Genomic DNA, 11,905 nt, shown 5'->3' with positions numbered 1-11,905 from the left:
CTTCTTCGGATGGGCGGCGGGGATCAGGGTGGCGTCCTCAGCGGAGCATTCCTCGTTTGAGCAGGTTGCGGGCGATGATGATGCGCTGGATCTCGGACGTGCCTTCCCAGATCCGCTCGATGCGGGCGTTGCGGTAGGCGCGTTCGACGTACGTCTCGTTCATGTAGCCGGTGCCGCCGAAGATCTGCAGGACGCGGTCGGCGACCCGGCCGAGGGCCTCGGTGGCGAACAGCTTCGCCGCGGCCGCCTTGGCGTGGACGATCTTGGGCGCCTCGCCGCGGTCGGCCGACCACGCCGCCTCGTACGTCATCAGGCGGGACGCGTGCAGGTCGGTGGCGCAGTCGGCGAGCATGAACTGGATGGCCTGGTAGTCGGCGATCGGACGGCCGAACTGCACGCGCTGCTTCGCCCAGTCGATCCCGTCGTCGATGAGCCGGGCCATCGGGCCGAGGCAGCGCGCGGCCGTCATGATGCGGCCGCCGCTGAGCGCGCCGTGGCCGAGGCTGAAACCGCGGCCGGGCTCGCCGAGCACATTCGCCTCGGGGACGGCGCAGTCGTCGAACACCAGCTCCGCCTGCCGGTAGCCGCGATGTCCCATCGTCTTGTGGAGCTGGCCGACGCTGAAACCGGGCGTGCCCTTCTCGACCAGGAAGGCGGTGATGCGGTCCTCGTCGCGGTCGGGGTGGGTGAGGGCGAAGACGATGGCGAAGTCGGCCGTGTCGCCGTGGCTGATGAAGCGTTTGCGGCCGTTGATGACCCAGGAGCCGTCGCGGAGTTCGGCGCGGGTGCGGATTCCCGCCGCGTCCGATCCGGTGTCGGGTTCGGTCAGCGCGAAGCACCATTGGACGTCGCCGCGGACGCACGGGATCAGGAACCGCTCGCGCTGGTCGTCGTCGCAGGCCAGCAGGACGCTCGGCGTGGTCGGCACGGTCTCGGCGACGCCGCCGGCCGCGCGGAACAGCACCTCGGTGACGAGGACCTGGCTGAGGACGTCCATGCCACCGCCGCCGACCTCTTCGGGCATGCCCATCGAGTTCAGCCCGATGGCGACGGCCCGCTCGCGGATGCGGCGCTCGACGTCCTCGGGAAGGCCGTCGTGCTCCTCGACGTGGTCCTCGTGCGGGATCAGCTCGGTCTCGGTGAACCGGCGGACCGTCTCGCGGAACTCCACGAGATGGTCGGGGATCGCGAAGTCCATCAGTTTCCTTTCGCGGGCTCGCCGGTGACGATCAGCGCGTCGAGCGCCAGGCAGCCGTCGGGGCGGCAGAGCAACGGGTTGACGTCGATCTCGGCGATCTCCGGGAAGTCGGCCAGCAGCCTTCCGACCCGGACGGCCGTGTCGGCGAGCGCGTCGAGGTCGGCGGGCGCGGCGCCGCGGACGCCGCCGAGCAGGGCACCGATCCTCAGGTGGCGGAGGACGGCGCGAACGTCGTCCGGGCCGAACGGCCAGAGCAGGGGGGCCGCGTCGTCCAGCAACTCGGTGAGGACGCCGCCCGCGCCGATGACCACCAGCGAACCGGCGGCGTCGTTGCGCCCGCCGACGATCAGCTCGACGCCCGGCCCCGCCATGCGCTCGACCAGCACCTCGTTCGCCGTGCCGGTGCGCTCCCCGATGCGGTGGACGGCGTCGCGCAGCGCCTTCTCGTCGGCCAGGCCGACCTCGACGCCGCCGATGTCGGACTTGTGCGCGAGCCCGGCGGCGTGGACCTTGCACACCACCGGATAGCCGATCCGCCCGGCGATCTCGGCGGCGGCGTCGGCGCCGGCCGCCACCTCGCCGGGCGGCGACGCCACGCCGTAGACCGCCAGCAGCCGTTTCGCTTCGGCCTCGGGCAATGTTCCGCTCCGGCCCTTGAGCAGCGCCGTGGCGCGGCGCCGCGCCTCCGGGGCGGTGGGCCGGGTGGTGACCATCGCGCTCGCCGGCGGACGCGGCTCGCTGGCGAGCGCGATGGCGCGCAGGGCGGGGCGCGTCCCGGCGAGGAGGACGATCCCGTTCCGCCCGGCCAGGTCGGTCAGGCCGGGGGTGAGGTCGGTGGTGGTCGTCATCAGGACGACCGGGACGTCCAGCTCGGCGGCGGCCTCGCCCGCGCCGACGATCATCTCCGTCCAGCCGATCTCGTCCAGCGGGTCGGCGTGGGCGGGCGCGTCGCCGACGAACGCGACGACGTCGACGTCCGGGCACTTCCCCATCGCGCGGGCGGCGGCACGGTACACGTCCTGGTCGCCCCAGGCGTTCGCGCCGAGATCGAGCGGGTTGCGCACCCCCATGTACGGCGGCAGCGCCGCGGCGATCGCGGTCTCGGCGGCCGCGTCCAGCTCGGCCAGCCGGACCCCGGCGTCGTCCGCGAGGTCGGCGATCAGGCCGCACTCGCCGCCGGAGCTGGCGAAGACGCCGACCTTGCCGCCGCGCGGCCTGCGGGGAGCGGCCAGCAGCGTGGCGAGCGCGATCATCTCGTCCAGGTCGTGGACGCGGTGCACGCCGGTCTGCCGGAACAGCGCGTCGTAGGAGGCGTCCCGTCCGGCCAGCGTGCCGGTGTGCGCGACCGTCGCGGCCCCGCCGACCGCCGACCGGCCCACCTTCAGGACGATGACCGACACGTCGAGCGCCGCCGCCCGTTCCGCCAGCGCGCGGAACCTCGGGACGTCGGCCAGGCCCTCCATGACCAGGCAGACGACCTCCACATCCGGGTCGGTGAGGAAGTACTCCAGGCAGTCGGCCAGGTCGAGGACCGCCTGGTTGCCGGCCGAGACGCCGTAGGCGACCGGGGGCAGCCGGCCCGACAGCATCGTCGTCAGCGCCATGTTCCCGCTCTGCGCGGCCAGCGCGACGACGCCGTCCGCCTCCGCGTGGACGTACGGCATCTCGATGCCCCAGAGCGCGGCACGGCCCCGGTAGCTGGCGACGCCCAGGCAGTTCGGCCCGATCAGCGGCAGCCGGTCGCCCGCGGCGGCGACGAGGTCGGCCTGGCGGCGGCGTCCGCCGGCGTCCCGCTCGGCGAACCCGGCGCCGAACACGACCATGCTCCCCGCGCCGAGCCCGGCCGCCTCCGCCGCCAGCGCCGGGACGCCGGGCGCCGGGATCGCGGCGGCGACCGCGTCCGGCACCTCGGGCAGGTCGCTCAGCGACGGGTAGGCCCGCACCCCGCCGACCTCCGTGTGGGTCGGATGGACGGCGTACAGGCGTCCCGCGAACCCGACGCCGCGCATGTTGCGCAGCGTCCGCAGCCCGTAGCCGCCCTTCGGGGACGCGCCGACGACCGCGACGCTGGACGGACGGAACAGCCGGTCGAGGCGGTGGCCCTCCGTCGCGAGCTGCCGGGTGGTCATCATCGCCCCACGAAGACCGGACGGCGCTTCTCGATCGCGGCGGCCAGGCCCTCGGCCTTGTCCTCGGTGGGGACGCAGATGCGGGCGCCGCGCTGCTCGTTGCGCAGCGCCTCCTCGATGCTCAGCGTGTGGCCGGACCGGATGTTCCGCTTCGCCTCGCCGATCGCGATGGTCGGCCCGGCGGCGAAGATCCGCGCCTGCTCCAGCGCGCGTTCCATCAGCCGCTCCGGCTCGGTGACCTCGGACAGCACACCGATGCGCAGCGCCTCGTCCGCGTCGATGATCCGGCCGGTGTAGATCAGCTCGGCCGCGCGGGCCTCGCCGACGATGCGCGGCAGCAGGTAGGAGCCGCCCGCGTCCGGGCAGATGCCGCGCTGCGCGTACACCTGGCCGAACCGGGCGGCCGTCGAGCCGAACCGCATGTCGGCGGTGAGCGCGATGTCGAACCCGGACCCGGCCGCGACGCCGTTCACCGCCGCGATCACCGGGATCGGCAGCCAGTAGAGCCGCGCGATCGTGCGGTGCATCTTCGCGGGCCACGACTCCTCGTCCGCGTCGGCGTGCGCGGCCCACTCCTTGACGTCCGCGCCGGAGCAGAAGCCGCGCCCCGCACCGGTGATCACGATGGCCCGGACGGACGGCTCCTTGCCGGCCCGCATGATGACGCGGTCCAGCTCGTCGATGTCGGTGTTGGCGATCGCGTTGAGCCGGTCCGGCCGGTTCAGCGTGAGCACACCGACGTCGCCGTCCATGTGCCAGGTGCAGCACTTCAGTGCCGGGAGTTCCATCGCGTCCCTTCCGTGCGAATCGAGGGCATGCCGAACAGAGGTCGTGGCGGGAGGCGCGCGTTTCCGGTGGGTGCGGTCAGGTCACGTGGGCTAGGAAGCGGCAGTCGGCCGCGGCCCAGCTCAGCCAGTGCGACGAGCCCTCGGTGTAGTCGGCCCGCGCCTCGGACGGCACCACCACCTGGAGCTCGGCGCCGCCCGCGGTGCGCAGGTGCACCTCCAGCTGGGGGCCGAGGTACACGTGCGTGACGACGGTGCAGGCCACGGCGTTGCGTTCGGCGGCGTCCGGCTTGTCCGCGCCGATCCGGACCCGCTCCGGACGGATCATGAACTCCCCGGCCGGGTCCGCCGAGACGTCGTTGGCCTTGTCGACCAGGATCCGCCCCGACATCCCGGCCACGTCGACGACGGTGTGCCGGGCGTCCTCGTCCACGCGCCTGGCGGGCAGGCAGATCGACTGGCCGAGGAACTTCGCGACGAACGAGTTGACCGGCTCCTCGTACAGCTCGTCCGGCGGCGCGGTCTGCTGCAGGACGCCGAGATGCATGACGCCGATCCGGTCGGACAGCGCGAGCGCCTCGTCCTGGTCGTGGGTCACGTACAGGACGGTCGCGCCGATCCGCTTCTGCAGGTTCTTCAGCTCCAGCCGCATGTGGTCGCGCAGGTTGCGGTCGAGGGCGCCGAGCGGCTCGTCCATCAGCAGGACGCTCGGGTCGAACACGAACGCGCGGGCGAGCGCGACGCGCTGCTGCTGGCCGCCGGACAGCTGCCGCGGGTAGCGGTCCCTGAACTTGGTGAGCTGCGTCATCGTCAGCACGCGGTCGATCTCGCCCTGCGCGTCCGCCTTCTTCATGCGGCGCATCCGCAGCGGGAACGCGATGTTCTGCGTGACGGTCATGTGCGGGAACAGCGCGTAGTTCTGGAACACCAGGCCGATGTTCCGCTTCTCCGGGACGTCGTCGGTGACGGCGCGTCCGGCCAGGTAGACCTCTCCGGCGGTGGCCGATTCGAGGCCCGCGAGGATGCGGAGGCAGGTCGTCTTGCCCGAGCCGCTCGGTCCGAGCAGCGTGACGAACTCGCCCTTCGCGATCGCGAGGTTGAAGTCGTGGACGGCGGGCGCGTCGCCGTACCACTTGTGGACGCCGTCGAAGACCACCTGCCGGTCGGTCGCGGGGGAGGCCTGCCCGGCGGGCCCTCCGGCGGGCCGCTCGTCGGTCATCGGCGTTTGCTCGGTCATCGGCGCTCCCGCCGTTCACGGAGGATCTTGATCAGCTCGGAGAGGACGAACAGCCCGACGCAGACGGCGATGAGGATCGTGCCGGCGACCGCGAGCGTGGGCGTGAGGTCGTAGCGGACGCTGTCCCACAGCTTGCGCGGGAGCGTGACGGAGCCGCTGCCGGACACGAACAGGATGATCACCGCCTCGTCGAAGGCGATCACGAACGCGAACAGCGCGCCCGCGGAGATCGCCGAGGTCAGCGACGGCAGCGTGATCCGCAGCAGGGTCCGCGTCATGCCGGCGCCGAGCGTCCGGGCGGCGTTCTCCAGCTCGGGGTCGAACTGCTGCAGCGCGTTCGACACCGCGACGAGGACGTACGGGATGCCCATCACCGAGTACGCGACGGAGATCAGCTGCCAGTGCCCGATCACCTTCAGGTCGGCGAACGTGAAGTAGTAGCTCATCGCCAGCACGATGATCGGGATCAGCAGCGGCGAGTACAGCAGCGCGAAGACGAAGCCCTTCGCGCGGGCCTCGCTGCGGGCGAGGCCCCAGGCCGCGATCGTGCCGACGACCGTCGCGATCAGCGCGGCGAGCAGCGCGATCCTGGCGCTGAGCAGGGACGCGTCCACCCACGCCGAGTCGGCGAAGAACCGCCGGTAATGGGTCAGCGACCAGCCCTCCAGCGGGAACGACAGGTAGTCGACGCTGTTGAACGACTCCAGGACGACGATGACGATCGGCGTCACGAGGAATCCCAGGACCAGCGCGACCACGCCCCGCAGGACCCAGCGCAGCACCCGTTCCACCGGTGTGGCGGGCGACCGGCGGCCCCGGCGGCGCGCACCGGGCGGCGGCGCGGGCCTGGCCCCCGCGTCCCGCGTCGCGGCCGCGTCGGCGGTGCTCACAGCGCCACCAGGCCCTTCACCTTGGTGAGCCGCCGCACGATCATCGTCAGCGCGGTGGCGACCACCAGCAGCATCGTCGCGAGCGTCGCCGCCATCCCCCAGTCGAAGTTGACCTGGACGGCCTGCGCGATGACCACGGCGATCGTGCTCTGCTTCGGGCCCCCGACCAGCGCGGGCGTGACGTAGAAGCCGAGCGCGATGACGAACACGAGCATCCCGCTGCTGACGATGGCCGGCAGCGCCAGCGGCAGGTACACGTGCGCGAACGCGCGCAGCGGCCCGGCGCCGAGCGAGCGCGCGGCGGGCGGCAGCGAGGTGTCGATCTGGTCGAGCGTGCCCTTGATGATGAGAATCGGGAACGGCAGCAGAATGTGCGTCATCGCGATGATCACTGCGCTTTCGCTGTACAGCATTCCCTGCGAGTCGCCGGTCAGCGGTTTCAGAACCGTGGTCACCAGCCCGTTGTCGCCGAGCAGGACGATCCAGGAGAACGACCGGACGAGGATGCTCGTCCAGAACGGAATGATGACGAGAAGCACGAGGAAACGCGCCTTGCGTTTCGATGTCCGGGCCAGGAAATACGCCACCGGAAAGCCGAGCAGAACGGTCAGGACGGCCACCTCGGCGGACAGCCGGACGGTTATCACGAGGACGTCCCAGATGGCGTCGTCGGTGAACGCCCTTTTGAAGTTCCCGAAGCCGGGCTCCGGCTCGGTGAAGCTCTTCAGCAGCATCGCGCCGACCGGATAGGCGTACACGATCGCCATGAAGGCGACCGGCAGGCCGAGCGCCATCGCGACGAAGTCCGGACGCCTCGGGCGCCGCCGCCCGGGCGGGGGCGCGCCGGGGACGTCACCGGCCGGCGGCAGCCTTGTCGCGGAGGTACTCGCCGTCACGATTCACCATCCCTCCGTTGCCGCATGCCGACCAGTCAACGGTTACGGCTCGCCATATGTCATGAGGGCCGGGTCACAAAAGTCGCTGAGGGCGCCTGTGTGAGCGGCACAGTTCGCCGCCGCCCGGGCCCGCCCGCCTCGGGCGCCATGCCGTTGACGTGGGACGAAATCGCGTGGTACACCTCCACGACCTGGGCCAGGCGCGTCACGCAGGTCGCTCCTGGCCGCCGGGCTGGGGGTGACATGGCACCGTCCGACACATCCACCGGCGTCACCGAGCCGCTGGCGACCGTGGCCCGCAGACTCGAATCCGCGTCCACGGCGCTCGCGAACGAGTTCGTCCGGCGGTACGTCTCGGCGGCCGAGTCCGGAACCGTCGACCGCCAGGCGCCCGTCGAGGCGTTCGAGATGGCGGTGAGCGTCATCGGCGCGTGCTCGTCGGGCCTCGCCGGCGACGGGCCGGTCGGCGGGCTGCCCTCCGGGCGCGGCGCGCGCGTCGCGCTGCAGGGCAGGTCCGTGGTGGAGGCGGTCGAGTGGCTGCGGCTCCTGGAACGGGTCGTGACCGACCACGTCCTCGCCCACGCGGAGATCGCGATGGACGACGTCCGCGCCGTGCTCGGGCGCCTCGCGGAGCTGTTCGACGTGCTCTGCACCCGCGAGCTGGAGTCGTTCACCAGCACCTACAACGAGCTGGCGGGCTGGCAGACCCGGGTCAGCACGGACCTGCTGAGCTGCCTGATCGCCGGACCCGCCGTCGACGCGAGCACGGTGAACGACCAGGCCAGGATGCTGAACATCAACCCGCACCAGCCGTTCCGCGCGGTCGCGGCCTACCATGACCCGGCCCCTACGGCGCAGCAGTGGGCGCGCGTCCGCCGCCGGATCCTGGAGGCGCTGTGGCGGCACGACCCGCGCCGCGAGATCCTCCTGCGGGAGCGTCGCGGCGTGCTGCTCGCGCTGGTGCCGCCCGACCGGGCGGGTCCCGGGCTGGTCCCGCTGCTGACCGAGATGCTGGACGGTGAGCCGGGCCGGTCGCTGTTCGTGGCGGCCGGCGAGCCGGGCACGTCGCTGTCGGCCGCCGGGCACAGCTGCCGGCAGGCGCTGTCCGCGCTGGAGATCAGCATCTACCGCGACCAGCGCGGCCAGGTCACCCAGTGCACGGACGTGATCCTCGAAGTGCTGCTCGCGCACAACCGGTGGGTGTCGAACCGGCTGATCGAGACCCGTATCGGGCCGCTCGTCGAGAAGCCGCACCTGCTGGACACGCTCCGCGTCTACATCGCCTGCGATATGGCGCTGCAACGGACGGCGGAGGAACTCCTCGTCCATCCGAACACGGTCGCCTACAGATTGCGGCAGATCGCGACACTGACCGGACGGGATATGCGCCGCATCACCGACATCGGCGATCTCAATGTCGCGCTGATGGCCTACGACGCGATCCAGATGCGCCGCGACCGCGAAGAGGCCAGGACGGATCTGCGCGCCCGCTTGTTCGCCTGACCCCCGGCCTGCCATCCGGCCCGCCATGTGCGGCACACATAATGACCATCGGATTTCTTTGGTGGTCCAGCCCCAACCCATTCCGAGCGGATGATTCTAGGCTTCGGTCCGATCGCCTGAAGACCGGTGTGAGCGGAGCGACATGGATCATCGTGCGGACACATACATCGACGGGACGTGGGTCGAGAACAACGGCGAGGACGTCATCGCCGTCATCGATCCCTCGACCGGGCAGTGCGTGGCCACGGTCCGCGAGTCGGCGACCGAGGACATGGACCGGGCCGTCGATGCCGCCCGCCGGGCCCGTCCCGTCCTGCGCGAGATGGAGCCCGCGGGCCGCGCGGCGCTGCTGGAACGCGTCGCGGACCACCTGGAGACCCGGCTGGACGAGATCGCGGAGCTGATCTCCAGCGAGATGGGCATGCCGCGCAAGCACTGCGCGAACTACCAGGTGCGCACCGCCGTCGGAACGTTCCGGAACACCGCGCGGGCCGTCGCCGACGTCGACTTCGCCGCGCCGCTGGACGGCCCGGCGCCCTCCGGCGGCTCGACCGTGCTGCGCGAGCCGGTCGGGGTCGTCGCCGCGATGACCCCGTGGAACTTCCCGCTGCTGCAGACCGCCGCGAAGATCGGCCCGGCGCTCGCGGCCGGCTGCCCCGTCGTGCTGAAGCCGAGCGAGGTGGCGCCGCTGGACGCGTTCATCCTGGCGGAGGCGTTCGACGCGGCGGGCGCCCCGCCCGGGGCGTTCAACCTGCTGTTCGGCAACGGGCTGCACGTCGGCGAGTACCTGGCCCGCCACCCCGGCACCGCGATGGTGTCGTTGACCGGCTCGACCCGCGCGGGACGCCGCGTCGCCGAGATCGCCGCCGGGTCGATCAAGCGGGTCACGCTGGAGCTCGGCGGCAAGTCCGCGGCGGTCGTGCTGCCGGACGGCGACCTGGCGGCGGCCGTCGACCGGGTGGTCCGGACCGTCCTGATCAACACCGGCCAGACGTGCACGGCGCTGAGCCGGCTGCTCGTGCCGTTCCAGTCGCTGCCGGAGGCGGAGCGGTTCGTGGCCGCGGCGATGGCGGGCTATCGGATCGGGCCGTCCGGCGACCCGGACGCCGACGTCGGTCCGCTGGCGAGCTGGAACCAGAAGCACCGGGTGACCGAGGCCACCGAGCGCGCCCTCGTCGACGGCGCCCGGACGATCTGGTCCTTCCCGGACGCCGAACTGCCGCGGGACGGCTATTTCACCAGCCCCACCGCGTTCACGGTCAACGACCCGCGCATCGCGCTCGCCCAGCAGGAGGTGTTCGGCCCGGTCCTCGCGGTGATCCCGTACGTGGACGAGGACGAGGCGGTGTCGATCGCCAACGGCACCCCGTACGGGCTGGCGGGCGCGGTCTGGTCGGCGGACGAGGAGCGCGCGCTGCGGTTCGCGGAGCGGATGGAGGCCGGCAGCATCGAGATCAACGGCGCGCCGTTCAACGGGCTCGCGCCGTTCGGCGGCTACAAGCAGTCCGGGTACGGGCGGGAGCTGGGCGCGTTCGGCATCGCCCAGTTCACCGAGCTGAAGGCGATCCAGCGGCACACCGCGAGCGGAGCGGGCGCGACGCACGGGGCGAGGGCGCGATGAGCGAGCGCACCGGCGGTGACCTGGTCGTCGAGGCGCTGCGGGCGCTCGGCGTGGAGACGCTGTTCGGCGTGGCGAGCGTCCACAACCTGCCGATCCTGGACGCCGTCCGGCGGGATGGCGGGATCACGGTCGTGAACGTCCGGCATGAGCAGGCGGCGGTGCACGCGGCGGACGGCTTCGCGCGCGTCACCGGCCGGCTCGGCGTGGCGCTCGCCTCGACCGGCCCGGGCACGGCGAACACGATGGGCGGTCTGTTCGAGGCGCAGTTCGCGGCGTCCCGCGTCCTGCTCATCACGGGACAGGTGGAGAGCCGTTTCCTGGGCCGTTCCAAGGGCTATCTGCACGAGGCGGAGCAGCAGCTCGCCATGCTGCGCACGCTGACCCGCGAGGCATGGACGGTGCGCCGGGCCGAGGACATCGCCGAGACCGTCGTGGCGGCGGGCCGCGAGACGGGTCGCGGATGGCCGCGTCCGACGGCCGTGGAGATCCCGGTCGACCTGCAGTACGCGCGGGTCCCGGCGTCGCCGCGGGTTCCGGAGGCGGCTCCGCTGCCGCGGGCCGCACCGCCCGCCGAGAGGGTGCGCGCGGCGGCGGACCTGCTCGCGGACGCCCGCCGTCCGCTGATCTGGGCCGGTGGCGGCGTGCTCAGCGCGGGCGGCTGGCCCGAGCTGCGCCGCCTGGTCGAGCGCTTGGAGATCCCCGTCGTCACCTCGGTGCAGGGACGCGGCGCGCTGCCCGAAGACCACCCGCTGTGCCTCGGCGCCCTGGTCACGACGCCGCCACTGCGCGAGGTGGTCGAGGACGCCGACGTCGTCCTCGCCGTGGGCGCCCGCTTCCAGATGTACACGACGGACGCGTGGCGGCTGCGGCTCACCGGCGCGCTGATCCACGCCGACGCCGACGCGAGCGTGTTCGGCCGCACCTACCCGCCCGCCGTCGCGCTGCACGGCGACGCCCGCGAGACGCTGCGCGCGCTCGGCGAGCACGTCACCGCCACCGCCGCGACCGGGGAATGGGCCGTGACCGCCCGCAAGGCCGCCACCGAGGCGCGCGAGGGCTCGCTGGAATCCCTCGGTCCGGATCATCGGGCGATCGTGGCGGCGATCCGCCGGTCGCTGCCGAGGGCGGGCGTGATCGTCCGCGACTCGACCGTCCCGGCGTACGCGTGGGGCGACCGGCTGCTGCCGGTCCTGGAGCCGCGCACGTCGCTGCACCCGGCGTCCGCCGCGATCGGCCCCGGCCTGCCGCTGGCGATCGGCGCCGCGATCGGCAGCGGGGAGCGCACCGTGGTCGTCCACGGCGACGGTGGCATCATGCTGTCGATCGGCGAGCTGTCGACGCTCGCGCAGGCGGGCGCGCCGGTCACGGTCTGCGTGTTCAACGACCGCGGGTACGGCGTGCTGCGCGACGTCCAGCACGCCACGTTCGACGGCGCCCGCAACGACGTCGACCTGCACACCCCCGACTTCGTGGCGCTCGCCGCCGCGATGGGCGTGCCCGGCGAGAAGGTGGCGGACGCCGCCGCCTTCGACCGCGCGTTCGCCCGCTCGGTCGAGCGCGGCACCGGGCCGTACCTGATCGAGATCGACATGGCGGCGCTGGCCCCGATGAAGCGCCGCGCCGGACGCCAGCAGCTGCTGGGCTGA

The 11,905-nt window shown here is 72.6% G+C and carries 9 protein-coding genes; 3 read left to right on the top strand and 6 right to left on the bottom strand.

Translation table 11 applies throughout. The features are described 5' to 3' along the window. Nucleotides 1–37: 37 nt before the first annotated feature. From E1264_RS07625 to E1264_RS07600, 6 genes are all read right to left on the bottom strand, one after another. Complete coding sequence (locus E1264_RS07625; RefSeq protein WP_132171011.1) at nt 38–1,198, bottom strand: acyl-CoA dehydrogenase family protein; 1,161 nt, start codon at nt 1,196–1,198, stop codon at nt 38–40. Then, nucleotides 1,198–3,330 (bottom strand): acetate--CoA ligase family protein, encoded by a 2,133-nt coding sequence (locus tag E1264_RS07620; RefSeq protein ID WP_132171009.1) that lies wholly within the window; start codon nt 3,328–3,330, stop codon nt 1,198–1,200. Before E1264_RS07620 ends, E1264_RS07625 begins: the two co-directional genes overlap by 1 nt. Continuing rightward, the gene (locus E1264_RS07615) at nt 3,327–4,115 is read right to left on the bottom strand and encodes an enoyl-CoA hydratase-related protein (RefSeq protein ID WP_132171007.1); all 789 of its coding nucleotides are present in this window, start codon (nt 4,113–4,115) and stop codon (nt 3,327–3,329) included. The genes E1264_RS07620 and E1264_RS07615 overlap by 4 nt, the downstream gene beginning before the upstream one ends. A gap of 76 nt (nt 4,116–4,191) precedes the next feature. Continuing rightward, on the bottom strand, nt 4,192–5,349 hold the full coding sequence (locus E1264_RS07610; protein WP_207935776.1) for an ABC transporter ATP-binding protein: 1,158 nt from the start codon (nt 5,347–5,349) through the stop codon (nt 4,192–4,194). Next, nucleotides 5,346–6,239 (bottom strand): ABC transporter permease, encoded by an 894-nt coding sequence (locus tag E1264_RS07605; protein WP_165964054.1) that lies wholly within the window; start codon nt 6,237–6,239, stop codon nt 5,346–5,348. Before E1264_RS07605 ends, E1264_RS07610 begins: the two co-directional genes overlap by 4 nt. Continuing rightward, nucleotides 6,236–7,135 (bottom strand): ABC transporter permease, encoded by a 900-nt coding sequence (locus tag E1264_RS07600; RefSeq protein ID WP_132171003.1) that lies wholly within the window; start codon nt 7,133–7,135, stop codon nt 6,236–6,238. The genes E1264_RS07605 and E1264_RS07600 overlap by 4 nt, the downstream gene beginning before the upstream one ends. 243 nt (nt 7,136–7,378) lie before the next feature. Between E1264_RS07600 and E1264_RS07595 the strand changes: the two genes are divergently transcribed. The 3 genes from E1264_RS07595 (at nt 7,379) to E1264_RS07585 (ending at nt 11,905) form a co-directional block, all read left to right on the top strand. Further along, the gene (locus E1264_RS07595) at nt 7,379–8,638 is read left to right on the top strand and encodes a helix-turn-helix domain-containing protein (RefSeq protein WP_132171001.1); all 1,260 of its coding nucleotides are present in this window, start codon (nt 7,379–7,381) and stop codon (nt 8,636–8,638) included. 142 nt (nt 8,639–8,780) lie between these two features. Next, complete coding sequence (locus E1264_RS07590) at nt 8,781–10,259, top strand: aldehyde dehydrogenase family protein (protein WP_132170999.1); 1,479 nt, start codon at nt 8,781–8,783, stop codon at nt 10,257–10,259. Beyond that, entirely contained in the window at nt 10,256–11,905 is a 1,650-nt protein-coding gene (locus tag E1264_RS07585; RefSeq protein ID WP_132170997.1) for a thiamine pyrophosphate-binding protein, read from the top strand. Before E1264_RS07590 ends, E1264_RS07585 begins: the two co-directional genes overlap by 4 nt.

This window comes from Actinomadura sp. KC216 (genome assembly GCF_004348535.1).
Classification (GTDB): Bacteria; Actinomycetota; Actinomycetes; order Streptosporangiales; family Streptosporangiaceae; genus Spirillospora.
The sequence above is the reverse complement of the archived record's forward strand: the minus strand, read 5'-3'. Positions and strand labels throughout refer to the sequence as shown.

What these genes read in the sequence shown, in the direction of transcription:
- E1264_RS07585 (WP_132170997.1), top strand. Translation starts at nt 10,256, where the DNA reads ATGAGCGAGCGCACCGGCGGTGACCTGGTCGTCGAGGCGCTGCGGGCG.
- E1264_RS07625 (WP_132171011.1), bottom strand. Translation starts at nt 1,198, where the DNA reads ATGGACTTCGCGATCCCCGACCATCTCGTGGAGTTCCGCGAGACGGTC.
- E1264_RS07610 (WP_207935776.1), bottom strand. Translation starts at nt 5,349, where the DNA reads ATGACCGAGCAAACGCCGATGACCGACGAGCGGCCCGCCGGAGGGCCC.
- E1264_RS07620 (WP_132171009.1), bottom strand. Translation starts at nt 3,330, where the DNA reads ATGATGACCACCCGGCAGCTCGCGACGGAGGGCCACCGCCTCGACCGG.
- E1264_RS07615 (WP_132171007.1), bottom strand. Translation starts at nt 4,115, where the DNA reads ATGGAACTCCCGGCACTGAAGTGCTGCACCTGGCACATGGACGGCGAC.
- E1264_RS07590 (WP_132170999.1), top strand. Translation starts at nt 8,781, where the DNA reads ATGGATCATCGTGCGGACACATACATCGACGGGACGTGGGTCGAGAAC.
- E1264_RS07595 (WP_132171001.1), top strand. Translation starts at nt 7,379, where the DNA reads ATGGCACCGTCCGACACATCCACCGGCGTCACCGAGCCGCTGGCGACC.